We start from the raw sequence: 25,528 nt of genomic DNA, 5'->3' as shown, positions 1-25,528 counted from the left end.
TCTATGGGTTGCGCGCAGGGCGGGCAAGCCTGTCGGAACCACGACAAGAACAGATCCGCTGGAGTGAACATGCTGGGACTCGGAACGCTCGCCAAAAAGGTGTTCGGAACGCCGAACGACCGAAAGATCAAGGCGACACGCCCGCTGGTCGAAAAGATCAACGCGCTGGAAGCGGAGTTCGAAAAACTCTCGGATAACGACCTGAAATCGAAAACAGAAGAGTTGCGCAAACGAGCGCTGGATGGCGAAAAACTGGACGACCTGCTGCCCGAAGCCTTTGCTAACGTGCGCGAAGGCGCCAAACGGGCTCTGGGTCTCAGGGCGTTCGACGTACAACTGATGGGCGGGATCTTTCTCCATCAGGGCAATATCTCGGAAATGAAGACGGGTGAGGGAAAGACTTTGGTCGCAACTTTCCCCGCCTATCTGAACGCACTGACCGGCAAGGGCGTTCATGTGGTGACTGTCAACGAATACCTTGCCAAGCGCGACGCGGAATGGATGGGCAAAGTGTTCGGCATCCTCGGCATGACCACCGGTGTCATTTGGTCGGGACAGGCCGATGCTGACAAGCTGGCCGCCTACGCCTGCGATGTTACCTATGCGACAAACAATGAACTCGGCTTCGATTATCTGCGCGACAACATGAAGGCAGATTTGAATGAAGTTTATCAAAAACACCACAATTTCGCGATCGTGGACGAAGTGGACTCGATCCTGATTGACGAAGCACGGACACCTCTGATCATTTCCGGCCCCTCACAGGACCGGTCCGACCTTTACACCGCAATCGACGCCTTGATCCCGTCGCTACAGGACGATCACTATTCGCTGGACGAGAAATCTCGCAATGTGACCTTTACCGATGAAGGCAACGAATTTCTTGAACAGCTCCTGCTGGATCGCAACCTGCTGCCCGAGGGACATTCGTTATACGATCCAGAAAGCACGACCATTGTGCATCACGTCAACCAGGGCCTGCGCGCGCACAAGCTTTTCCAGCGCGACAAGGACTATATCGTGCGCGACGGTAACGTTGTTCTTATTGACGAATTCACCGGCCGTATGATGCCCGGCCGGCGTCTGTCTGATGGGCTTCACCAAGCCATCGAAGCCAAAGAGGGTGCACAGATTCAGCCCGAGAACGTGACGCTCGCCAGTGTCACTTTCCAGAATTTTTTCCGCCTGTACAACAAACTGAGCGGTATGACCGGCACCGCGTTAACCGAGGCTGAGGAATTTGGCGAAATTTACGGTTTGGGCGTGGTCGAGGTCCCCACGAACAAGCCCATCGCACGTGAAGACAAAGACGATCAGGTCTATAGAACCGCGCCGGAAAAGTACGCCGCCATAATCGAACAGATCAAAAAAGCGAACGAGAAAGGGCAACCTGTACTGGTCGGAACGACGTCAATCGAAAAATCGGAGATGCTCAGCCAGATGTTGAGCAAGGAAGGCATCGGACACAATGTCCTGAACGCTCGCCAGCACGAGCAGGAAGCCCAGATCGTGGCAGATGCCGGTCGATTGGGCGCAGTGACCATCGCCACGAATATGGCAGGCCGCGGAACCGACATCCAATTGGGCGGCAATGTCGAGATGAAAGTGCTCGAAGCTATCGCCGCCAATCCCGAAGCCGACCCAGCCGAACTGCGCACTGCCGAAGAAGCGCGTCACGCTGAAGAAAAGAGAAAGGTTCTTGACGCCGGCGGCCTGTTCGTCATGGCGTCGGAACGACATGAAAGCCGCCGTATCGATAATCAGTTGCGCGGTCGTTCAGGCCGTCAGGGCGATCCCGGACGCACGGTTTTCTACCTCAGCCTCGAAGATGACCTGATGCGCATCTTTGGTTCGGAGCGTCTGGACAAGGTGCTGACCACGCTGGGAATGCAAGAGGGCGAGGCGATCATCCATCCATGGGTGAACAAGTCGCTCGAACGCGCCCAGGCCAAGGTCGAAGGCCGCAATTTCGATATGCGCAAGAACGTTCTGAAATTCGACGACGTGATGAACGATCAGCGCAAGGTGATCTTCAACCAGCGCCGCGAAATCATGTCGGCCGAGGATTTGTCCGAAATCGTTTCCGATATGCGCGAACAGGTTATCGACGATCTGATCGACGAGTTCATGCCACCCAAGACATATGCCGATCAGTGGGACACAGATGGCCTCCATTCTGCCGTCATTGAAAAGCTTGGTGTCGACGTCCCCGTCCAGAGTTGGGCGGCAGAAGAAGGTGTCGATGATGACGACATTCGCGAGCGCCTGATCAAGGCCACCGACGAGATGATGGCCAAGAAGGCCGTGGATTTCGGCCCCGAGAATATGCGCAACATCGAAAAACAGGTGCTTCTGCAAACCATCGACACAAAGTGGCGTGAACACCTTTTAACGCTGGAGCATCTGCGGTCAGTGGTTGGGTTCCGTGGTTATGCACAGCGCGATCCGCTGAATGAATACAAGAACGAGAGTTTCCAACTGTTCGAAAGCATGCTGGACGGATTGCGGGAGGCGGTGACACAGCAACTGTCCCGCATTCGCCCTCTGACCGAGGAAGAACAACGGCAGATGCTGGCGCAATACGCTGAACAGCAGGCGCAAATGCAAAAGGCCGCCAAACAGGCAGAAGCGATTGCCGAAGCTCAGGCTTCGGGTGATCCCCGCCCTGGATTTGTCGAAGACGATCCGGAGACTTGGGGCAACCCATCGCGCAACGATCAATGCCCTTGTGGGTCCGGAAAGAAATTCAAGCATTGCCACGGGCGGCTGACCTGACGCCCGCCCTGAAACGGACAAAATTACTCCCAAAGGCGGCCATAGATTGGCCGCCTTTTTTGACGACTTTGATTTCCGCTCCGGAAACAAAGGGGATGTCCAATGGAGCTTTGGAGAAGACTAATTATGATTGGCGGAACCGTCGGCTGTGCGCTGGCGACCGGCTATTTCATGCAAAAAAGCGCCGACCGGGATTACAGTTCTGAGCCCTCGGCGCGCACCGCTTCGTTGCTGCCGCTCGAAAGCACTTTAAGCCAGAACATTCAGGTCAAGGCCCTGAAAAAAATCTCTTTGACCTCTGTTGACGCCAAGACCGAAGCGTCTGAACCTGAGCAGACCTTGGGTAATGAAAAGCGAGCCAGACCAGCGTCGCCAGTGAGTTGCAAGGTCACGGCTAATGCAGAACCTGCACCTCTGGCAAACGCGACGCTCTTTGTTAACGCACCTTGTCACAAAAGCGAACGGTTGACGGTTCATCACAACGGGCTGATGTTTACCGAAAAAACCGATACCCAAGGCCGGTTGACCGTAACGATCCCGGCAATGTCGGAAAGAGCGATATTCATTGTTGAGTTTGCCAACAACAAAGGCTCGGTTGCCTCAACCGTGATCCCAGATCTCAAGGCCTATGATCGTGTTGCTTTGCAATGGCGGGGAGGTCCCGATCTGCAGTTGCACGCGTTAGAGTTCGGTGCCGCCTATGGTGAAGACGGGCATGTCTGGGCCAACGAGAGTTCACATGGATTGGGCAACACCGATCGGCTTGGCAATACAACCTTGAGCGACGCACAGTTGGTCGAGGTGTATTCATTTCCTTCCAGAGGCGCAAAGAAATCTGGCACCATCGAGATGACAGTCGAAGCTGAGGTCACAGAAGAAAACTGTGGACGCACGTTGAACGCTCAATCCTTCATGATGCATGGTGACGACTCAATGACCTCACGCGACCTGTCGGTATCAATGCCGGATTGTTCGTCTGTCGGTGATTTTCTTGTGTTGAATAATCTGTTTCAAAACCTGAAGATCGCGGCCAAATAGGCAACAGGCGACATCAGGTATCACATGACTTGGCTTCGTGCGGCGACAATCGCCGCACTTACATATTGCATATCCATGGATGGCGCTTTTGCGCAGGACATCACGTTGATTTCCCACGATGGTAAAGTTTCTGTTTCCGGCGCTTTTCTGGGCTTCGACGGCGAATTCTATCGTATTCAGACGCAATTCGGAGAACTTACTGTGGACGGGTCAGGCGTCACCTGTGATGGCCCGGCCTGCCCCAATCTAACCGAGTACGTAGCCGAAATCGTCCTGTCTGGCTCGGCCACAATGGCGGAATCCCTCCTGCCCCCTCTGGTCGAAGGTTTTGCCGCGCGCAATGGGTTGCGAACGAAACGCGAAACACAGGACGAAACAAGTTTTGTCTATAGCCTGTTCCAGCCGCGCCGTTCAGCTCCACTTGCGAGGTTTACATTTCACGTCAACACCACAGACGAGGGCTTCGCTGATCTTCTCGCCTTGGAGGCCGATATTGTGATGGCATTGCGCGAGGTTCGGCCCGATGAACACCAGAGGATATCCGAAACTGGCCTCGGTGATCTGAACGATCCTGCTCGCAGCCTCGTTTTAGCCTTGGACGCGATGGTTCCCGTAGTGTCCTCGGAAAACCCTATTCAGAGTATTTCGACCTTTGACCTCGCAAGGGTATTCGCTGGCCGTATTACAAACTGGATCGAACTTGGCGGCCCGGACGCTCCGATTTCTCTGCACTTGCCGGTCTCCGGCTCAGGTCTGGCACAAGCAGTTGAGGACAAGTTGCTCAAGCCTGCAGGATTACAAGTCACCTCGTCGGTGCAACGCCATGGACGCGGCAGCCAATTGGCGCATGCAGTGGCGTCGGATCCGTTCGGCCTCGGTATGACAAGCTTTGCTGAGACCGGATCGACGCGCGCATTGACTCTAACGGGAAAGTGCGGATTTTCCTTGTCTGCTTCGCGTTGGAGCATAAAAACCGAAGACTATCCACTGTCCTCGCCGATGTTCCTTTATCTCCCCGCGCGGCGATTGCCCAAGATCGCCCGCGATTTTTTATCCTATGCCAAAAGCCCTGCTGCGCAAATCGTTATCCGTCGCGCCGGTTTCGTCGATCAAACGGCCGAACACATTCGCTTGGGCGCGCAGGGCGATAGGTTGGCAAACGCCATTTCGGCGGCCGGGGACGAAGTCACTCTGCAAGAAATGCAGAGGTTGATATCCACGCTGGCTCCGATGCAAAGGCTGACCATTTCGTTCCGGTTCGAGACGGGATCAGCCCGCCCCGACGCGCAATCTCGCTCCAACATCCTTCAGTTTGCCAAGGCGCTGGAAACCGGATCGTATGACGGGCGCGAACTTTTCTTCATTGGCTTCAGCGATAGCGAAGGGTCGGCCGCTGCTAACACCCGTATCGCACGCAGGCGCGCGGATTCGGTTCGCAGAGCCGTTCTTTCGGCGATTGAAACTGCGGTGCCGGATAACGTGAAAATCGAAGTAGACGCATTCGGTGAGGCGCTGCCAATGGCATGCGACGACAGCGACTGGGGAAGAAAGGTGAACCGCCGGGTCGAGGTTTGGGTCAAGTAGCCTGCTCGGTTAGAGATATCCGTCAGCACGGAAACTTAGTTCGACCGATTTTCCGATGATCAGATGATCATGCAGGGTCAGCCCCAGCGCCACGCATGCATTCTGAATCTGCCGTGTCATATCGATATCCGACTGTGAGGGAGTCGGGTCACCCGACGGATGATTGTGAACAAGGATCAGTGCCGAGGCATTCAGTTCCAGCGCACGTTTCGCCACCTCCCGCGGATAGACCGGAACATGGTCGACGGTGCCGCTCGCCTGCTCTTCATCCGCGATCAGAACGTTCTTGCGATCCAGGTAGAACACCCGGAACTGCTCAGTCTCCCGATGCGCCATAGCCGTATGGCAATAGTCCAGCAAAGCATCCCAACTGGAAATAACTTGCCTCTGCATCACCCGCGCCCGCGCCATACGATGAGCGCTCGCTTCCAGGATTTTCAGGTCGGTGACAATGCTGTCACCAACCCCCTTAACGGCTCGCAATCGATCAACCGGTGCTGACAGTACTCGGCTGAAGTCGCCGAAAGTATCCAGCAACAGCCGGGCGAGCGGCTTTACGTCCTGCCTCGGGACAGAACGAAACAAGATCAGCTCCAGCAACTCATAGTCTGGCATGGCCGCCGCGCCGCCGGTCATGAACCTCTCACGCAGCCGCTTTCGGTGATCTTTGATATATGATGGCAGCCGTCCAAGCTGTAGTGGCACCGCTTGCGCTTCATCCATGTCAAAAAGCATGGGAGACTCGTGAAGTGAATCCTGTGTCATCCAAACAGGTTGACGCAGAACCGGTTTCTGAGAAGTTAACAGCCTTCCACTACCGATCAACTCATCCCAGAAGAACGATATTCTGCGCCTCCCGCCTGAGAGCAAACTTCAGGTCTAGCCCTTCATCCCGTCCCAAAAGGATTTCACCGAGGAAAAGAAGCTTTTTGTCTCGGGATTGTTATCATCTGCCAGTTCATCAAACTCACGCAACAATTCCTTTTGGCGGCTGGTCAGGTTGACCGGCGTCTCGACCGCCAGTTCGATCAGCATGTCTCCGATACCACCCCCACGCAATGCAGGCATGCCCTTGCCTCGAAGGCGCATCTGGCGACCCGATTGGCTGCCAGCCGGGATCTGCACGCGACCACGCCCGCCATCGATGGTCGGTACTTCGATCGCGCCGCCCAGCGCTGCCTTGGACATACTGACAGGCACCCGGCAATAAAGGTTCACGCCGTCACGTTCGAACAGCTTGTGCTGGGTCACTTCGACAAAGATATAGAGATCACCCGGAGGACCGCCACGCATTCCGGCCTCACCCTCGCCCGCCAGTCGGATGCGGGTGCCAGTTTCAACACCAGCCGGGATATTGACGCTCAGCGCACGCTCTTTTTCGACGCGACCTTGACCGTGGCAGGATTTGCACGGGTTCTTGATGATCTGCCCCATGCCAGCGCAAGTAGGGCAGGTGCGTTCAACGGTAAAGAATCCCTGCTGCGCGCGAACCTTTCCCATACCGGAACAAGTCGGACACGTTGCGGGTTCGACACCGCTTTCTGCGCCAGTGCCTTCACATGACGAACAGGCCACTGCCGTGGGAACGTTAATCGTGTTTTGCAGGCCCGAATACGCATCTTCCAGCGATACCCGCAAGTTATAGCGCAGGTCCGAACCACGTGCGGCACGACGTCCGCCGCCACCGCCTCCACGACCGCCCATGAAATCACCGAACAGGTCGTCAAACACATCGGAAAACGCACTGGAAAAGTCGCCCGAACCGAAACCGCCGCCCGGACGCCCACCGCCGCCCATACCGTTTTCGAACGCGGCATGCCCAAACCTGTCATAGGCCGCCTTTTTGTCGGCGTCCTTCAGTACTTCATAGGCCTCGTTGGCCTCTTTGAATTTCGCCTCAGAATCCGGGTTGTCCTTATTTCGGTCCGGATGAAACTCCTTGGCCTTTTTGCGATAGGCCTTCTTGATTTCATCCGCCGCAGCGCCCTTGGACACACCGAGCACTTCGTAATAGTCACGTTTTGACATCCGATATCCCTTCTGCCTCAACGAATTCGGGCCGGCCCGGCAACCGGACCGGCCCGTCTTGGCCCGGTTTACCCGTTAGTTACGCTTGTCGTCATCCAGATCTTCGAACTCGGCATCCACGATGTCGTCTGCATCCGGACCCGCATCCGCCGCAGCCGGTTCGTCATCGGAGTCTTCCACCTGCGACTTATAGATGGCCTCGCCCAACTTCATCGCGGCTTCGGTCACGTTCTGAATGCCAGATTTGATCTTGTCGGCATTGTCAGTTTCGATCTCGTCTTTCAGCGCCGCAATGGCAAGTTCGATCGCCTCGATGGTGGTCGGGTCGACCTTGTCGCCATGCTCTTCCATCGACTTCTCGGTCGAGTGAATGAGGCTTTCAGCCTGGTTCTTGGCTTCGACCAGTCCTTTGCGGGCCTTGTCAGCCTCTGCATTTTCCTCGGCGTCCTTGACCATCTTTTCGATGTCCTCGTCGCTGAGGCCACCCGATGCCTGAATGGTGATTTTCTGTTCTTTGCCGGTACCCTTGTCTTTGGCCGACACGGACACAATGCCGTTGGCATCAATGTCGAAGGTCACCTCGATTTGCGGCATTCCACGCGGCGCGGGCGGGATGTCTTCAAGGTTGAACTGGCCAAGAATCTTGTTGTCTGCGGCCATTTCACGCTCACCCTGGAACACGCGAATGGTAACGGCGTTCTGGTTATCCTCGGCAGTCGAGAACACCTGGGATTTCTTGGTCGGGATCGTGGTGTTGCGGTCGATCAGGCGGGTAAACACACCACCCAGCGTTTCGATACCCAGCGATAGCGGGGTCACGTCCAGCAGAACCACGTCCTTTACATCGCCTTGCAGAACACCAGCCTGAATAGCAGCACCCATTGCAACGACTTCGTCAGGGTTCACACCCTTATGAGGCTCTTTGCCAAAGAACTTGGTCACCTCTTCGATGACCTTGGGCATGCGGGTCATACCGCCGACCAGAACCACTTCGTCAACATCGGCTGCCGAGATGCCCGCGTCTTTCAGGGCCGCTTGGCAGGGTTTAATCGACTTCTTGATCAGATCACCCACCAGCGATTCCAGCTTGGCGCGAGTCAGCTTCATGACCATGTGCAGTGGCTGGCCGTTCGAACCCATCGAGATGAAAGGCTGGTTGATCTCGGTTTGCGAGGTCGACGACAATTCGATCTTGGCCTTTTCAGCCGCCTCTTTTAGGCGCTGCAGCGCCATCTTGTCTTTCGACAGGTCGACACCGTGTTCCTTTTTGAACTCGTCGGCCAGGTAGTTGACGATGCGCATGTCAAAGTCTTCACCACCCAGGAAGGTGTCACCGTTGGTCGACTTAACCTCGAACAGGCCGTCGTCGATTTCCAGAATGGTCACGTCGAAGGTACCGCCACCAAGGTCATAGACCGCGATGGTTTGGGTTTCCTGCTTGTCCAGACCATAGGCCAGCGCGGCAGCCGTCGGTTCGTTGATAATCCGCAGTACTTCCAGCCCGGCGATTTTGCCGGCGTCCTTGGTGGCCTGCCGCTGCGCGTCGTTGAAATAGGCGGGAACTGTAATGACCGCCTGCGTGACTTCCTCACCCAGATACGATTCCGCGGTTTCCTTCATTTTGCCCAGCGTGAAGGCCGAAATCTGGCTTGGGGAGTACTTTTCGCCGCGGGCGTTGACCCATGCATCACCGTTGCCACCATCAACGATGGCATAGGGCACCATTTTCTTGTCTTTTTCGACTTCTGCGTCGTCGACCCGGCGACCGATCAGGCGCTTGACGCCAAAGATGGTGTTTTCCGGGTTGGTGACCGCCTGACGCTTTGCGGGCTGCCCAACCAGTCGCTCGTCTTCGGTGAAGGCGACGATCGAAGGCGTGGTCCGCGCCCCTTCGGAGTTTTCGATAACCTTCGGTTGCGATCCGTCCATGATGGCAACGCACGAGTTGGTGGTGCCGAGGTCAATACCGATTACTTTTCCCATGTGTTCGATCCCTTTCTCTTCAAGGCGATGTCCCGAGGCCCGAACCCGTTACGGCATCCCGACCCCGATCAGTGGTGCGCGACGGCACTACACCATCGCGCGTCCCGGCGTATATAAGGGCCGAAATGGAGGCCTGCAAGCACGGTAAATCGCAGGTTTTCAGGAATCTTGGACCTTTTTGGCAACGATTTGGTAAGGAACGGACGTTTACCCATGACTCGGTTGATACTGCGCGGCTTCGACATTCGAAAAGGGTATCTCGATTCCGCTCGCCAGAACCGCTTGATCGAGGTTCTACGCCCGGTACTCAAGCTGGCGCCGCTGATGCGCCCAACAACACCCTCAGGAAGGGAAATGTCGGTGCGCATGACCTCGGCAGGGATTCTTGGATGGGTAACGGACAGACAAGGATATCGGTATCAGGACAAACATCCTAGTGGTGTGCCATGGCCCGCGATCCCTGACGAGATCCTGAATATCTGGCGCAGTGTATCGGGTGCGAGCCGCCTGCCTGATTGTTGCCTGATCAATTACTATGGAGATGGCAGCCGTATGAGCCTGCATCAGGACAAAGACGAGGCCGATTTTTCCTGGCCCGTGGTGTCCGTTTCTCTCGGCGACGATGCGCTGTTCAGGATCGGGAATGCCACCCGCGGCGGAAAGACCGAGTCGATCTGGCTGAACTCAGGTGACGTTGTGACCATGGCTGGCCCGGCACGACTGACCTACCATGGCGTCGACCGGATCAGATTCGGATCATCGAAACTACTGCCAAAGGGCGGGCGGCTGAACCTGACCCTACGGGTGGCCGGAGACTAGTCAGCGGCGCGCAAACCAGCTGGCCGAAACATGGCGGCGGGTATAAAATTCACCCATCAGACCCAGCATGATCAGTACTATGCCGACCCAAACCGCGTATTCCCAACTGCTGTTACGTGGAAAATAGTTCTGAAACACAAAACCGCGGCACTGATCGATGGCGTGAAACAACGGATTCCAGTCGAACATGGCAAGCATCGTCGGCGGCAGCATGTTCGCCACAAACATTTTGCCTGATGCGATCATGTTGGCCCGTTGATAGATCGTGGCCATAATCGAAACCGCCGCCGGCGCCCATGGCTTGATTGCCAGAAACACCAGACCGACACCACATCCGGTGAACCACGCCAGCAACAGCATGCCGAAGCCTCCGACCGGATCAGAGATCACCAGCGGTTTATAAGCGACCTGATAGATGAACAGGATCACAAATAGGGTCAAAAGCTGTGTATATAGCGCTCCGAACGCGGCCGAGGCAATCGCTACTAGCGTATTCATCGGCGCGTGCTTCATCATCGGACTGTTCGCGCCCGCCGCCCCCGACACCGCCCCCACTGCCTTGACGTGGCACATGAACAGAAAAATGCCGGACATGATGTACAGCAAAAAGTCACCGCGCACGGACATACGCCGAATGCCCAAGAGCGTGAACATGGCATAAAACACGCCGACAAACACCATTGCCTGTAGAATGTTGAGGCCCAAAGCAACCCATGCATTGTTGTGCTTGGATCTGACATGACGGACCACCTCGTGAAAGGTAATCTCGGCCATCGTGACGGCCCCACCCAACAGGGTCTTGTTCTGTCTGTAGCGAAACACCCGACCGTCCTTATTGCTTCATTGCCTGAAAACTGACACGGAAATCTTGCCGATCCGTTTTCATCGCAGCATAAGGTCGGCAATGCGTTAGTTCAACAAATCACAGGATCGGAGCTTTTTTGTGACTTACGAAGACCTAATTCCGATAATCCGGCGGCTTGCGCTGGAAGCAGGCGACAAGATCATGGAAATATACAACGCCGATGATTTCGACGTGAAGGTCAAATCCGATGCCAGTCCTGTAACCGAAGCGGACGAAGCAGCAGACGCGCTGATCTCGACCGGCTTGCGCGCCGCATTCCCAGATATCCTGCTGATAACCGAAGAGCAGGCCGCCTCGCATTCGCAGTCCGGCGAAACGTTTCTGATCGTCGACCCACTGGACGGGACCAAAGAATTCATCAACCGGCGTGGGGACTTCACTGTCAACATCGCTTTGGTGGAAAACGGCATACCCACTCGCGGAGTGGTTTACGCTCCGGCAAAAGGGCGCATGTTCTATACTCGGCCCGACGGTCAATCGGTGGAGGAAACGGGCGCTCTAGACAAGGCTGCGTCCGGCAATCTGAACCCGATATCTGTCTCTAAACCGGATAATTCTGCCCTTTTGGTGGTCGCGTCCAAATCGCACCGAGATCAAGCAACCGACGATTACATCGGCAAATACAAAGTACGGGACAGCAAGAGCGCCGGTTCCTCGCTGAAATTCTGTCTGGTCGCGACTGGCGAGGCCGATCTCTATCCACGTGTTGGCCGCACGATGGAATGGGATACCGCCGCCGGCCATGCCGTGCTGGCTGGTGCGGGGGGTAAGGTGGTGCGTTTTGACGATCATTCGCCGCTGACCTACGGCAAAGAAGGCTATGCCAACCCGTTCTTTATCGCCTACGCTCCGGGTGTTGACCTGAAGGAGGCCTAATGTCCGTTCTGATCGCCATACCCGCCCGCTATGCTTCGACCCGCTATCCCGGCAAGCCGCTGGTGCCACTGACCGGGGCAACAGGGAGTTCGATAACCCTGATCGAACGATCCTGGCGGGCAGCAACCGCCGTGTCGGGCGTGGACCGTGTGGTTGTGGCAACCGATGACGACCGCATCCGCGAAGTGGCGGAAGGATTCGGAGCTGAGGTGGTGATGACCTCGGAAACCTGCGGCAATGGAACCGAACGCTGTGCCGAGGCCCATGACAATCTGGGTGGCGGATTTGAAATCGTTGTCAACCTGCAGGGCGATGCGCCTCTGACCCCTCATTGGTTCGTCGAAGATCTTGTCGCCGGTTTGCGGGCGTCACCCGATGCGGGTGTCGCCACTCCGGTTTTGCGGTGTGACGCAGCTGCGCTGAACAGTCTGCTGAATGACCGAAGGAACGGACGTGTCGGCGGAACGACTGCCGTCTTCGCTGCCGACCACAGCGCCATGTACTTCTCCAAAGAGGTGATCCCGTACACCTCCGAGATCTACCATGACGCCGAAGATACACCAGTTTTTCACCACGTTGGCGTCTATGCCTATCGCCCCGACGCGCTGCGCGCCTACCCCACCTGGCCCACTGGCCCGCTTGAACAGCTCGAAGGGCTCGAACAGCTTCGTTTCATGGAAAATGGCCGCAAGGTTCTTTGCGTCGAAGTCGAAGCCAAAGGCCGGCAGTTCTGGGAACTCAACAACCCACAGGACGTGCCCAAGATCGAAGAAATGATGACGGCCATGGGGCTGGAGTAAACAGGAAACCGGCTAAACCAGGAGAAAAGAGCAGCTTATCATGACCAACATCCTCGTGACCGGTGGCGCTGGCTATATTGGCTCTCATGCTTGCAAGGCGCTAAGGCAGGCCGGGTATACGCCCGTCACCTATGACAACCTGATCACCGGTTGGCAGGATGCGGTCAAGTTTGGGCCATTCGTGCAGGGCGACCTGCTGGATCGTGCTCAGCTTGACGAGGTATTCGCCCAATACCAGCCCGCCGCAGTCATGCATTTCGCCGCCCTAAGCCAGGTGGGCGAGGCAATGTCGAAACCGGGAAAATACTGGACCAACAACGTCACCGGGTCACTGTCACTGATCGAGGCGGCCGTGGCGGCTGGTTGCCTGAACTTCGTCTTCTCTTCGACCTGCGCCACTTATGGCGAGCATGACAACGTTGTGCTGGATGAGGCCACACCGCAATTGCCGCTGAACGCCTATGGCGCCTCGAAACGAGCGATTGAAGACATCCTGCGCGATTTCGAAGCCGCGCATGGGTTGAAGCACGTCATATTTCGATATTTCAACGTGGCAGGTGCCGACCCCGACTGCGAGGTGGGCGAGTTCCACCGTCCCGAAACCCATCTGGTGCCATTGATGCTGGAAGCAATCGACGGCAAATGTGACGCGCTAACCGTGTTCGGCACCGATTACGACACACCCGACGGCACCTGCATCCGCGACTTTGTGCATGTCTGCGATCTGGTGGATGCTCATGTTCTGGGGCTGAAATGGTTGCAACAGGGAAAAGGCAGCCGGGTATTCAACTTGGGAACCGGATCGGGGTTCTCGGTCATGGAAGTGATCAAGCATTCGAAATCTGTCACCAACCGCGAAGTGCCCTTCAACATTGGCCCACGCCGCGCGGGAGATTGCACCAAGCTGGTTTCCGGCTCGACTAGGGCCGAGGTCGAACTTGGCTGGACACCGAAAAGGTCAATGTTAGAGACTATGATCGCCGATGCCTGGCGCTGGCATCAGAATGGCCACTACAAACGGTAACCCTACGATGTCTGCCGCTGATAGCCCAGAACATCCAGGGTGGCTCCGCGCTTATAAGCTGCTCTGGAAACGACGACGCTTGCTGTGGCGCTCGTTTCGCAGCCGGCACCAACTCAAGACACTTTCGAACCGCACAACGCAAATCAGACTTGGCGACATTCTAGCGGTCACGACACTGCGCAACGAAGTTTCGCGCCTGCCCTGGTTCTTCGAGCACTATCGCCGGATTGGCGTCGACCACTTTCTGATGATCGATAATGGCAGTGACGATGGCAGCGACGAATGGCTTCTCGAACAACCCGACGTATCTCTATGGCAAACCTACGCCAGTTATCGCGCCGCGCGCTTTGGGCTGGATTGGATGACCTGGCTGCAGATGCGGTACGGGCACAATCACTGGATGCTGATGATCGATGCGGACGAGTTGTTGATTTATGCCCATCACCAGTCCCGGTCGCTGCACGATCTAACCAGTTGGTTGGAAACCTCGGGCCAACATGTTTTTGGCGCGCACCTGCTGGACCTTTATCCCAAAGGCAGTCTGAGCCAACCAAACTATATGTCTGGCGCGGACCCCATGAAAGAGCTTTGCTGGTTCGACGCCAGCCCCTATCGCAGTCAACGCCAACAGCCGCTGGGCAATCTTTGGGTTCAGGGAGGAATGCGAGAGCGCGCCTTTTTTAGCGACAATCCGCGTCGGTCTCCGACCCTGAACAAGATACCTTTGGTAAAGTGGTCCCGGCGGTATGCCTATGTCAATTCTTGCCACTCGGCCCTGCCCCGCAGGTTGAACTTTACCTATGACGGCCCCGAAGGAAAATCGCCCTCGGGTGTTTTGCTGCACACGAAATTCCTTCCGGAAATTGTCTGGAAATCGACCGTCGAAAAGTTGCGTGGTCAACATTTTCACAACCCCGACCTTTTCGATCACTATTACGATGGGATCGCTCAGGACCCGAGTTTATGGACCCATTCTTCAACTCGCTTGCGAGACTGGCAGCAATTGGAAGAATTGGGTTTGATGTCCTCAGGTGGATGGTAAAATGAATCGATCTACAACAATAAAGAGAACGACGCGTGGCTGAAATGTCAGCCCAGGCATAACCTTTTCTAAATTCATTGATCGCATGAAGGAAAAGGTGACATAACACTGCAAATGTCCGGATCGCTCAAATCCCGGACTTTCGCCTGAACATGCTCGCGTATGTAATAGTTGGATGGACGCGTGAGTTTATTGGACTCTTATCGCATGAGGTTGCGGCGCAAGCGCCGGGTTTTGCGCTGCCTTCGCAAGTCCCGAGAATTGGCGCCCATCCGAAACAACACATCCAACATTCGCCCCGGTGCGGTGCTGTTGGCCAGTGTGGTCCGGAACGAAAAAATCCGGCTCCCATATTTCCTGAAATACTACCGCAGCCTTGGGATCGATCATTTCCTGTTCGTCGATAATGACAGTGATGACGGCACTGCCAAGTTCCTTTCCGAACAACCGGACGTGTCACTCTGGCACACGTCCAGCAGCTACAAGAGCGCCACGTTTGGCGTGGATTGGATAAACTATCTGCTTCGCACTTATGCCCGCGAACACTGGGCTTTGACGGTCGACCCGGATGAGTTTTTTGTCTACCCCTTCTGCGATTCGCGCCCCATCCGCGCCCTAACTGATTGGCTGGACAACAGCGCGATCCGCAGCTTCAGCGCCATGCTGATTGACGTCTATCCCAAAGGCCCCATCAACCAGACGCCCTATACCGAAGGGCAGAACCCGCTGGAAATTGCCAACTGGTTCGACCCCGGTAACTATACAATCTCCAAAAACCCCCAGTATGGAAATCTGTGGATCCAGGGAGGTCCCCGCGCCCGGACGTTTTTTGCGGACACTCCAAGAAAAGCGCCCGCACTGAACAAGATACCGCTGGTCAAGTGGTCAAGACGGAACACCTATGTCAGTTCCACTCATTCCCTTATGCCCCGCGGCCTGAATCAGGTTTATGATGACTGGGGCGGAGAAAAGCCAAGTGGCGCGCTGCTGCACGCCAAATTGATCGATACATTCGGCGCCAAGGCGCAGGAGGAGTTGCAACGCGGACAACACTATGCCGAATCCAGCGAATACAAGCGCTATGCCACAGACCCGCTAGGCCAGACAGATTTCTGGTGTCAATGGTCCGAGAGATATATCAACTGGCGTCAGCTTGAGATTTTGGGCCTCATGTCCAAAGGAAACTGGGCATGAGTTCACTGGGTGTCATCATGCTGGTTCACACCGATCTCGACCGCGCCGAGCAGGTCGCGCGGCACTGGACGGCTTCCGGTTGTCCTGTTGTCATTCATGTCGACAAGAAAGTTCCATCCGAGTTTTATAGTCGGTTTGCAACGTCCTGCGCCAATGACCCTCTGATCTCCTTTTCCAAACGCCATCTTTGCGAATGGGGCGGATGGGGCATCGTCGCGGCCTCGCAATCAGCTGCGGAACTGATGCTGTCGCAAAATCTGGACGTGAGCCATATCTACCTGGCGTCGGGCGCCTGCCTACCATTACGACCGGTCTCCGAACTGATCGACTATTTGGCGACCCGCCCCAGAACCGATTTCATCGAAAGTGCAACCACCGCCGATGTACCCTGGACTGTTGGCGGGTTGGAATCCGAGCGGTTCACTCTGCGATTTCCGTTTTCTTGGAAAAAACAGCGCCGACTATTCGACAGCTACGTTAATCTGCAGCGCCGCCTGAAAATCCGGCGCAACATTCCGGATGGTCTGACACCACACATGGGCAGCCAGTGGTGGTGTCTGACACGTCAAACCTTGTCCGCCATCCTTCAAGATCCAGGCCGCAAGATCCACGACCGGTATTTTCGCAAGGTCTGGATTCCGGATGAAAGCTATTTCCAAACTCTGGCCCGGGTGTATTCATCCAATATCGAAAGTAGGTCGCTGACGTTGTCCAAGTTCGATTACCAAGGCAAGCCGCACGTCTTCTATGACGATCACCTGCAACTGCTACGCCGGTCGGACTGCTTTGTCGCCCGCAAAATCTGGCCGCACGCCAATCGGCTGTATCAGGCATTTCTGACCGATCAGACAAATGCCATGAAGCCCGCAGAACCCAACCCTGGTAAGATCGACCGGGTTTTTGTCAAAGCGGTCGAGCGCCGGACGCGCGGGCGCAGCGGGCTTTACATGCAAAGCCGCTTTCCACATCCAGGGCGCGAAAACGGGATGACGGCTGGTCCATATTCAGTGTTTCAGGGGTTTTCGGATGTGTTCGAAGATTTCGAAAACTGGCTCGCCAAAGTGACCGGCGCCCGAGTACATGGTCATCTTTATGATCCTGACCACGCGGAATTCGCGGACCGCGAAACTATCATTAACGGCGCATTAACTAACAGTGCCGCCCAGCGCGACTATAATCCCACCGCATTCCTAACAAACCTGATCTGGAACACCCGAGGGGAATACCAGTGTTTTCAATTCGGCCCAGCCGACAACCAGAAGATCAACCCCTTCATCGCACGTGACAAGAACGCCCAGGTTTCGGTCATATCCGGTGCATGGGCGGTGCCCTTGTTCAAATCAAATCGGGATTTCGCCGATTTGCGCAAAGAAGCGGCCAGATTACAGCAGATCGAAAGCAAGCAGTTGGATCTTCTGCGGGAAAATAACGTCAAGGCACGTGTTCGCATCTGGACAATGGCAGAATTCGTGGAATCGCCGATGGAACCTCTGCAAATGCTTGTTGACGAAATTGGTCATTCCAACCGCCGACATTTGTCTCAAGCGCCAACCATGACCGATCTCACCGGGTTTGGGCGGTTCCTGCAAAACCTCAAGAACCAAGGGATGCATCCTTATCTGATGGGCGATTTTCCGGTCGATCATCATCCGACACCCTCATCCATGCCCGCAAAAAAACCCTATCTGGTACAGTAGTCCGGTATGAACGCCAAATTCGATTACTTTGTCGTATTCGCTGAAATGCGGACCGGCTCCAATTTTCTCGAATCCAATCTGAACACGGTGGATGGGCTGCACTGCCATGGCGAAGCGTTCAATCCGCATTTCATCGGCTATCCGAACCGCGAAAATATTCTTGGGATCACGCAGGAAATGCGCGACGAAAACCCCTTGTCACTGATCGAAGCGGTAAAAAAAGCGCCCGGCAAGTTGAATGGGTTCCGGTTTTTTCATGACCACGATTCAAGGGTACTGGACTTGACTCTGCCCGACCTACATTGCGCCAAGATCATCCTGACCCGCAATCCGTTGGACAGCTACGTTTCCTGGAAAATCGCACGCGAGACCGGCCAGTGGAAGCTGACCAATGCCAAACGCCGCAAGGATGCCAAAGCGAATTTCGACACCGCTGAGTTCACGCGGCGTGTTCATGACTTGCAGGCCTTTCAGGTTTTTCTGCTGAACAGCATGCAACGCAGCGGCCAATCCGCGTTTTATCTTGACTACGAAGATCTGCAGGATGTCGAGGTCATCAATGGGTTGGTGCATTGGCTGGGCCTTGATTCCCGGATCGACAAATTAGATGACGGTCTCAAACGGCAAAATCCGGGGCAAATATCCGACAAGGTTGCCAATCCCGAAGTCATGTCAAAAGCTGTCGCCGACCTCGACATCTTCAACCTGTCCTGGACGCCGAGCTTCGAGCCGCGTCGCGGCCCGGCAGTTCCAAGCTACGTCGCCGGGTTGCATACGCCTTTGATGTTCCAGCCCGTCAAGTGCGGCCTGGAAGATGATGTGGCAAAATGGCTGGCCGATCTGGATGGTGTCACGGTTCCGGATCTTCAACACGGAATGACGCAGAAAAACGCGCGACAGTGGATGCGTGAACACCCCGGTCACCGACGATTTACGATCCTGCGTCACCCTCTGGCGCGCGCGCACACTGCATTTTGCCGCCACATTCTGCCCAACGGTCCGGGTAGCTACAGCCAAATCCGCAACACGCTGCGCCGAAGGTTTCAGCTACCAATTCCTGCAGACGGCCCAGGAAAGGGGTATACCGTCACGCGACACCGAGAAGCATTTGAAGCGTTTCTTCGGTTTTTGCAACTGAACTTGGCCGGTCAGACAGGGATCCGTTTGGACGGAAGCTGGAGCCCACAATCCAGCGTGCTGACCGCTCTCTCCGGCTTTGCCCCACCCGATCACGTGATCCGGGAAACTGAAGCTTCCAAAGCCCTGCCCGCGCTTGCCCGACATCTCGGACACCCGAACCCACCTCCCATTCCTCAGGGCACCACTGACACACCCTACGGTTTATCAGACATTTACGACTCCGACCTAGAGGCGCTGGCACAAGACCTGTACCAGCGCGACTTTCTGCTTTTCGGATTCGAACCTTTCAGGCCGGTCTGAGCACCGCCTCAGGGCCGCAAGGTGATAATTGTACCCTCGTTGACCATAGCATAGATCTCTTCGATCTCTTCGTTGGTTACCGCGATGCATCCGGCAGTCCAATCATCCGTCTTGCGAGCGCGCTGACGGTCGCTTTTCGTTTGCGGCTCGCCATGAATGAAAATGTCACCGCCCGGATCAACTCCCGCCGCCTTGGCCAGCGCTACGTCCTGCGAGTTCGGATAGGAAATTCCAATCGACAGGTGGTACCTGCTGCGGGGGTTGCGCCGGTCGATCAGATAGGTTCCCTCGGGCGTCTTGCCATCGCCCTTGATGGCCTTGTGCCCATCCGGGGCGAAACCAAGACCGACCTTGTATTCCTTCAGGATCTGCTCGTTGTGCAACAGATAGAGTTTTCTCGCACTTTTATTGACGACCAGAGATGTTACCTCAGGCCCATGATAGGTGCGAAATTTCGATGGAGACGCGCCACACGCTGAAACACCCAACGTTGCCAATGCGCCCAATCCAAATGCTCGACGGTCCATTGTTTCACTGCCTGCTCTTTTTTGTTTTGTCATCCATTATGCCACAAAAGCCAAAATCCAAAATCACTTTTTTGTCGGGTTTTGGCTTGTGATCAGCTGTTCTATCGCCTCCAGCCGTTCCAGCACCTCGTCACGGTAGGCGTCGGTTCTCTCTTCATCCTCGGCGTGATGGGCATCCTGCATTGAATTTACGATCAGGCCGACCAGCAGGTTCACCACCGCGAAAGTCGTCACCATGATGAATGGCACAAAGAACACCCAGGCATACGGATAAACCTCCATCACCGGGCGAACGATTCCCATCGACCAGCTTTCCAGCGTCATGATCTGGAAAAGCGTATAGGCCGACAGACCCAGATCACCGAACCAGTCCGGAAAGGAATTGGCGAACAGCTTGGTTGCTATCACTGCACCGATATAAAAGATAATCGCCATCAATAAGAACACACTGGCCATGCCGGGAAGCGCCTTGATAAATCCTTCGACAACGCGGCGCAGGCTTGGCGCTACGGATATGACCCGAAGAACCCGCAAAATCCGCAAGGCTCGTAACACCGACAAACCCTGCGCACCTGGTATCAGGGCGATGCTGACGATGGTGAAATCGAAAAGGTTCCACCCGTTCAGAAAAAACCGTCGCCCGCGTGCCGCAAGCTTCATGGCGATTTCGAAGATGAAAACCCCAAGGCACAGCGCATCCAGCGTGTCGATTACCGGGCCGAACCGCTCCATCAGGCTAGGCGCGGTTTCCATCCCCAAAAGGATGGCATTGAAAATGATCACAACGGTGATGAACCGCCCGAATCCGGGCGCGCTTGTGAATGCGTCCAAACGCTGACGAAACCCGATGGTGTCACTTTCCAGACTGCTCATGTTCCTGCCTCTTTCAGTTTGAAGGACGCCGCAAGTTCCACATGCGCCGACCATCTGAATTGGTCTACAACCTGCACCCATTCCAATACATACCCGGCGCTTTTCAATGTTTTTGCATCGCGTGCAAAGGTCACCGGGTTGCACGAAACATAGGCCACGACCGGTGTCTTTGCCCTAGCGATTTCCGCCACTTGCGCCTCGGCTCCCGCACGAGGAGGGTCCAGAACGATGGCGTCGAACTTTGCCAGTTCATCTGGCATCAGGGGCCGACGGAACAGGTCACGCGCTTCGGTAGAGACTCTTTTCAAACCTTGCGTCTTACGCCAACCCTGATCCAGCGCCCGGATCATAGCAGCATCGCCCTCGACCGCGTGCACTTCGGCCTTCTGCGCCAAAGGCAAGGAAAAGGTCCCGCATCCCGCAAACAGATCGGCAACCTTTCCGGCATCCGCCAAGATGTCCTGCACCGCCTGCAACAAAACGTCCTGACCGTCCTTTGTCGCCTGCAGGAACGCACCGGGCGGCGGCACGACCGCAGCCGACCCGAAACTCTGTACGGGCGACACGCGCGTGGCAATGATTTCGTCATCCCACGTCAGCCGAGCCAAGCCGTGTTGTTCGGTCGCCTGCGCAAGTGCCAGTTCCAACGCGCCGTCCAACGGTTTGCCGCCCCTGACTGCCACGTCCAATCCTGCTTCTGACAATGTCAAAGTCACGGCCAGCACACCCTTGCGACTACCGCCCAACACCGCAAGCGCCTCGGCAACAGGTATTGCTGTTATCAGCGTGGGGTCCAGAAGGTGGCAGTCCGGTATCTCGGTGATCACGTCCGAGGCCTGGCCATGAAACCCGGCCAGAGTTCCTTTCTTGGTCCGGCGCACAGCAATGACGGCCCGGCGGCGCGATCGCTCAGGCGACGTATGGATCGGCCGCATCGATACTTCTAGGCCCTGCGCCGCTAGCGCAGTGCGGACCACGCCAACCTTCCACTCGACCACAAATTCATCCGAGGCATGTTGCAACTGACACCCACCGCAGGACTTGTAGTGGCGGCACAGCGGTTTGATACGGTAATCCGAAGGTGTCTCAATCCGGATATCCGTCAGGTGCGCCCCGGTCAGAACGCCGCTAACCACCTCACCGGGTAAGGTACGCGCGGCATAAACAGGGCCTGCGGCAATTCCGTCGCCCTGATGCCCAAGCCGCTGAATGGTGTATTCCTGTCTCATGCATGGCCTGATAGCGGGACGAGGGCGCAGGCAAAAGCCTTATTCTGCGGCTTCGGTTCGAATAAAACCGCCCGACTGGCGATGCCAGAAACGGGCGTAAAGGCCGCCTTTAGTCAGCAGTACCTCATGCGTACCCGTTTCCACAATCCGCCCGTGATCCAGTACGATGATCCGATCCATTTCGCTAAGCGTTGACAGACGGTGCGCAATGGCCAGCACCGTCTTTCCTTCCATCACCCGGTGAAGCGCGGCCTGAATCGAGGCCTCGACTTCGGAATCAAGCGCGCTGGTGGCTTCGTCCAGCACCAGAATTGGCGCGTCCTTGAGAATGGCGCGCGCCAAAGCGATCCGCTGTCGCTGCCCGCCGCTAAGCTTTACACCGCGCTCGCCCAGATGCGCGTCATAACCTATGCGGCCCTGCGCATCCTGCAGGTTCAGGATGAATTCATGAGCTTCGGCCTTTCGCGCCGCTGCGATCAACTCGTCTTCGCTTGCCTCGGGACACCCGTATAAAATGTTGTCCCGAGCCGAACGATTGAACATCGCAGTTTCCTGCGTGACCATGCCGATCTGGCGCCGCAAGCTGTCCTGCGTGACCGCGGATACATCTTGCCCGTCGATGCTGATATCGCCGGTTTCCCTGTCATAGAGACGCAACAAAAGCGAAACCAGCGTGGATTTTCCGGCTCCGGACGCACCAACGATACCCAGTTTTTCACCCGGTGCGATCGTCAGCGTAAGATCCTGTACACCACCCTCTTCGCGCCCATAGGCAAAGGTCACATTGTCAAATTTGATCCGTCCGCCGGTTACGCCCAACTCGGTTGCGTTCGCTTCGTCCAGTATGCGTCTGCGGGCCGTCAGGGTTTTCATGCCGTTTTCGATTTCACCCACGTGCGCATACATGCCCATGAGCGTGAAACTGACCCAACCGGTCATCTGGGCGATACGGATCGACACGGCTCCCGCCGCCGCAATGTCGCCCGCGCTCGCCGTGCCCGCTTGCCACAGCAAAAGCGTCGATCCCAAAAGCAACACCGGCAGAATTCCTGCCAGCGTCATCAGGATGAACCGGAAACTCGCCGAAAGACGCCCGAAATCGAGCGAACGTTCCCGCAGTTCGACCATAGATTTTCGCGCAGCCTGATCCTCGTTTTCAGCATGGGCGAACAGTTTGACCGTTTTGATGTTGGTGATCGTATCCACCACCTGCCCCGACACCATCGCGCGCGCACCCGCGCGCGCACCCGACCGTTTTCGGATGCGCGGCAAATACCAGCGAACCAACCCGAAATAGACGGTCAGCCACAAGACGAACGGCAACATTACCAACGGATGAATAGACCCTAACAAGGCTAATGATCCAACCAAGGAGGCCAGCGCAAACACCACGGCACTGATCGCGTCTGATACAACGGATGTCAGAGCGCTGGAGGTCTGCATCTGTTTCTGAGCAATCCGGCCCGCAAAATCATCGTCGAAATAAGTCACCGATTGCCCAAGCGTCCACCGGTTAAGCTTGGACAAAACGAGTGGCTGAATGTTGGGCATGACGACATAGTTGTTCAGCACCGACGAAAGCCCGGCCACAGCCGGCCGGAGCAGCATGAAAAACGCCGCCGCCCCGAGAATGGGTGCAACGTTGCTTACACTGAAGATAGCTTCGGGCCCACTGTTGACCGCCGTGTCGACAACCCGACCCAGTATCCAGGCTGTGGCCGCCTCCATCGCGCCACCCGCAGCCGAAAAGAACGCCGCCAGAAACAGCGCGGGCCAAGCGCCCGCCAGACACCATCGGATGAACGCCCCCAGCGTTTGTGGTGGGGGCGTTTCCGGTTGATGGAATGGTTCGATCAGGTCGGCAATTCTCATTCTGGAGCCTCAGGATTCAGGAAGCCGCCAGACTGTCGCGCCCAGAACTGAGCATAAAGCCCCCCCTGCGCCAGTAAGTCACTATGCGCCCCCTGTTCGACGATACGACCGCGGTCCAGCACCAGAATGCGGTCCATCTGCGCAATAGTGCTCAACCGGTGTGCAATCGCAATAACTGTCTTGCCCTGCATCATGCCGTAAAGCGTATCCTGAATCGCTGCCTCAACCTCTGAATCTAGGGCAGACGTCGCCTCATCCAAGAGAAGGATCGGCGCATCTTTCAGGATCACCCGCGCCAGCGTAACCCGCTGCCGCTGCCCTCCGCTCAGCTTGACGCCCCGCTCCCCCACATGCGCGTCATAGCCCTTGCGACCCTGCGGGTCTTCGAGATCAAGGATGAATTCATGCGCCTCGGCCTGCTTTGCCGCCGCGATAACCTCGGCCTCCGAGGCGTTTGGTTTGCCATAAAGAATGTTGTCACGCACCGACCGGTGCAACAACGCGCTGTCCTGTTGGACCATCCCGATATGGCGACGCAGACTGTCCTGCGTCACTTTCGCGATGTCCTGGCCGTCGATCAGAATTGCCCCCCGATCAGAGTCGTAGAACCGCAAAAGCAGTTTGACCAGCGTTGACTTTCCCGCCCCGGACCGCCCGATCAAACCGATCTTTTCACCCGGTTCGATGGTCAGGTTCAGACGGTCAAGGCCACCGGCCTCGCGTCCGTAATGATGCGATAGGTTCCGCAATTCGATCCGCCCGTCGCTTAGCTGCAACGGTCTGGCATCCCGTGCATCGACCAGCGCAATAGGTTGCGCAATCGTCTCCATCCCTTCGGCCACAACGCCAAGCTGGCGGAAAAAACTTGTCATTGCCCACATGACCCAACCGGTCATGGCGTTCAGGCGCAACGTCAGCGCCGCCGCCGCCGCAACCACCCCGACCGAGGCCTGCCCCTGCATCCACAGCGCAATGGCCCAGCCGACAACGCCCACAATCAGCAGGCCGTTGAGCGTCACCAGAACTGTATCCATCACGGTGAAAATCCGCATCTCGACCTGGAATGTGCGTCGCGTTTCCTCGATCGCCTCCCGCGCATAATCCAGTTCATGATCGTCATGCGCGAACATCTTGACTGAATGGATGTTGGTATAGCTGTCTACCACCCGCCCGGTCACAGTTGAACGTGCATCCGATGCCAATTTGGACGCAGGACCAACACGCCGGATCGTCCAGCGCACCAGAAACCCGTACAGAACAAACCAAATCAGCAATGGAACCATCAGCCGCACATCAGCCGCCATGAGCAGAATTGCCGCTCCGATTACATAGGCCAGTGAAAACGAGATCGCATCGAAAACCTGAAAGACCACCTCTCCTGCAGCAGGCGGCGTTTGCATGATCCTGTTGGCAATGCGTCCTGCAAAATCGTTTTCGAACCAGCCAACCGACTGCCGCAAGACGTGTTTGTGCGCCCTCCAACGGATCAGCGTGCCGTAGTTCGGCAGGATCGCATTGTTTAGCAGCAGCACATCAACCACATGCAGTAAGGGACGAAACAGCAAGATGAACGCACCGACGAGCAACAACTCGGTCCCGTGCGCATCCCAGACCTCGGTGGGCGTACCGCCCATCAGGTCTACAACCCGCCCCATGTAAAAGATCAGCACAACCTCGACCGCGGCCACGATCACCGACATCAGCGCCGCCAAAACAAACACCCGGCGGAACGGTTGCGAATAGTCGCGAAGGAAAGGCCATAGCTGCGTCGGCGGCACGTCCCTCTCGGCATAGGGAACAAATGGGTCAACGAGATCTTCGAAATATCGAAACATGGGCGGTGCTCCAATTGAGCCGTCAGA

Annotated in this window: 20 protein-coding genes; 11 read left to right on the top strand and 9 right to left on the bottom strand. The window is 56.3% G+C overall.

All coding sequences use genetic code 11. The annotated features are described in order from the left end of the window. Positions 1-69: 69 nt before the first annotated feature. The 3 genes from secA to AC2FMY_RS01095 all read left to right on the top strand — a co-directional run bounded on the left by secA (position 70) and on the right by AC2FMY_RS01095 (position 5,397). A complete protein-coding gene (gene secA / locus AC2FMY_RS01105) occupies positions 70-2,775 on the top strand; it encodes a preprotein translocase subunit SecA (RefSeq protein ID WP_496745505.1) in 2,706 nt (901 codons plus the stop codon). A gap of 102 nt (positions 2,776-2,877) precedes the next feature. Further along, positions 2,878-3,813 carry a hypothetical protein gene (locus AC2FMY_RS01100; RefSeq protein ID WP_480750106.1) on the top strand — a complete coding sequence of 312 codons (936 nt, stop codon included), beginning with the start codon at positions 2,878-2,880 and terminating at the stop codon, positions 3,811-3,813. Between the two features lie 24 nt (positions 3,814-3,837). Next, positions 3,838-5,397, top strand: coding sequence for a phosphate ABC transporter substrate-binding/OmpA family protein (locus AC2FMY_RS01095; RefSeq protein ID WP_496745509.1), 1,560 nt, complete (start codon positions 3,838-3,840; stop codon positions 5,395-5,397). 9 nt (positions 5,398-5,406) lie between these two features. On the opposite strand, the gene radC is transcribed toward AC2FMY_RS01095, so the two are convergent. The 3 genes from radC to dnaK all read right to left on the bottom strand — a co-directional run bounded on the left by radC (position 5,407) and on the right by dnaK (position 9,408). Beyond that, complete coding sequence (gene radC / locus AC2FMY_RS01090; protein ID WP_496745511.1) at positions 5,407-6,162, bottom strand: RadC family protein; 756 nt, start codon at positions 6,160-6,162, stop codon at positions 5,407-5,409. A gap of 114 nt (positions 6,163-6,276) precedes the next feature. Continuing rightward, positions 6,277-7,425 carry a molecular chaperone DnaJ gene (gene dnaJ / locus AC2FMY_RS01085; RefSeq protein ID WP_480750103.1) on the bottom strand — a complete coding sequence of 383 codons (1,149 nt, stop codon included), beginning with the start codon at positions 7,423-7,425 and terminating at the stop codon, positions 6,277-6,279. 75 nt (positions 7,426-7,500) lie between these two features. Further along, positions 7,501-9,408 carry a molecular chaperone DnaK gene (dnaK, locus tag AC2FMY_RS01080; RefSeq protein ID WP_496806875.1) on the bottom strand — a complete coding sequence of 636 codons (1,908 nt, stop codon included), beginning with the start codon at positions 9,406-9,408 and terminating at the stop codon, positions 7,501-7,503. A 213-nt stretch (positions 9,409-9,621) separates the two neighbouring features. On the opposite strand from dnaK, the gene AC2FMY_RS01075 reads away from it, so the two are divergent. After that, entirely contained in the window at positions 9,622-10,227 is a 606-nt protein-coding gene (locus tag AC2FMY_RS01075) for an alpha-ketoglutarate-dependent dioxygenase AlkB family protein (protein ID WP_496806874.1), read from the top strand. Here AC2FMY_RS01075 and AC2FMY_RS01070 read toward each other — a convergent pair whose 3' ends face one another. After that, the gene (locus tag AC2FMY_RS01070) at positions 10,228-11,001 is read right to left on the bottom strand and encodes an ABC transporter permease (protein ID WP_496806889.1); all 774 of its coding nucleotides are present in this window, start codon (positions 10,999-11,001) and stop codon (positions 10,228-10,230) included. Positions 11,002-11,170: 169 nt separating this feature from the next. On the opposite strand from AC2FMY_RS01070, the gene cysQ reads away from it, so the two are divergent. From cysQ to AC2FMY_RS01035, 7 genes are all read left to right on the top strand, one after another. Next, positions 11,171-11,968 carry a 3'(2'),5'-bisphosphate nucleotidase CysQ gene (cysQ, locus tag AC2FMY_RS01065; RefSeq protein WP_496745514.1) on the top strand — a complete coding sequence of 266 codons (798 nt, stop codon included), beginning with the start codon at positions 11,171-11,173 and terminating at the stop codon, positions 11,966-11,968. Continuing rightward, on the top strand, positions 11,968-12,768 hold the full coding sequence (locus AC2FMY_RS01060) for a 3-deoxy-manno-octulosonate cytidylyltransferase (RefSeq protein ID WP_496745516.1): 801 nt from the start codon (positions 11,968-11,970) through the stop codon (positions 12,766-12,768). The genes cysQ and AC2FMY_RS01060 overlap by 1 nt, the downstream gene beginning before the upstream one ends. Before the next feature lie 40 nt (positions 12,769-12,808). Next, positions 12,809-13,792: a UDP-glucose 4-epimerase GalE gene (gene galE / locus AC2FMY_RS01055; protein ID WP_496745518.1), complete on the top strand. Its 984-nt coding sequence runs from the start codon at positions 12,809-12,811 to the stop codon at positions 13,790-13,792. A 7-nt stretch (positions 13,793-13,799) separates the two neighbouring features. Continuing rightward, positions 13,800-14,834 (top strand): glycosyltransferase family 2 protein, encoded by a 1,035-nt coding sequence (locus AC2FMY_RS01050; protein ID WP_496745520.1) that lies wholly within the window; start codon positions 13,800-13,802, stop codon positions 14,832-14,834. A 207-nt stretch (positions 14,835-15,041) separates the two neighbouring features. Then, positions 15,042-16,028 carry a glycosyltransferase family 2 protein gene (locus AC2FMY_RS01045; RefSeq protein WP_496806873.1) on the top strand — a complete coding sequence of 329 codons (987 nt, stop codon included), beginning with the start codon at positions 15,042-15,044 and terminating at the stop codon, positions 16,026-16,028. Beyond that, positions 16,025-17,725 carry a DUF5927 domain-containing protein gene (locus tag AC2FMY_RS01040; protein WP_496745521.1) on the top strand — a complete coding sequence of 567 codons (1,701 nt, stop codon included), beginning with the start codon at positions 16,025-16,027 and terminating at the stop codon, positions 17,723-17,725. Before AC2FMY_RS01045 ends, AC2FMY_RS01040 begins: the two co-directional genes overlap by 4 nt. A gap of 6 nt (positions 17,726-17,731) precedes the next feature. Continuing rightward, positions 17,732-19,165 carry a sulfotransferase family 2 domain-containing protein gene (locus AC2FMY_RS01035; RefSeq protein WP_496745522.1) on the top strand — a complete coding sequence of 478 codons (1,434 nt, stop codon included), beginning with the start codon at positions 17,732-17,734 and terminating at the stop codon, positions 19,163-19,165. An 8-nt stretch (positions 19,166-19,173) separates the two neighbouring features. Here AC2FMY_RS01035 and AC2FMY_RS01030 read toward each other — a convergent pair whose 3' ends face one another. The 5 genes from AC2FMY_RS01030 to AC2FMY_RS01010 all read right to left on the bottom strand — a co-directional run bounded on the left by AC2FMY_RS01030 (position 19,174) and on the right by AC2FMY_RS01010 (position 25,501). Further along, complete coding sequence (locus tag AC2FMY_RS01030; RefSeq protein WP_496745523.1) at positions 19,174-19,692, bottom strand: L,D-transpeptidase family protein; 519 nt, start codon at positions 19,690-19,692, stop codon at positions 19,174-19,176. 63 nt (positions 19,693-19,755) lie between these two features. After that, positions 19,756-20,565 carry an ion transporter gene (locus tag AC2FMY_RS01025; RefSeq protein ID WP_496745525.1) on the bottom strand — a complete coding sequence of 270 codons (810 nt, stop codon included), beginning with the start codon at positions 20,563-20,565 and terminating at the stop codon, positions 19,756-19,758. Next, the gene (locus AC2FMY_RS01020; RefSeq protein ID WP_496745527.1) at positions 20,562-21,794 is read right to left on the bottom strand and encodes a class I SAM-dependent RNA methyltransferase; all 1,233 of its coding nucleotides are present in this window, start codon (positions 21,792-21,794) and stop codon (positions 20,562-20,564) included. Before AC2FMY_RS01020 ends, AC2FMY_RS01025 begins: the two co-directional genes overlap by 4 nt. Before the next feature lie 39 nt (positions 21,795-21,833). Then, on the bottom strand, positions 21,834-23,666 hold the full coding sequence (locus tag AC2FMY_RS01015; RefSeq protein WP_496806872.1) for an ABC transporter ATP-binding protein: 1,833 nt from the start codon (positions 23,664-23,666) through the stop codon (positions 21,834-21,836). Beyond that, entirely contained in the window at positions 23,663-25,501 is a 1,839-nt protein-coding gene (locus AC2FMY_RS01010) for an ABC transporter ATP-binding protein (protein ID WP_480750090.1), read from the bottom strand. The genes AC2FMY_RS01015 and AC2FMY_RS01010 overlap by 4 nt, the downstream gene beginning before the upstream one ends. Positions 25,502-25,528: the final 27 nt, after the last annotated feature.

The sequence above is a fragment of the Ruegeria sp. YKSE079 genome (genome assembly GCF_059612845.1).
This window is presented reverse-complemented; position numbering and strand designations above follow the sequence as displayed.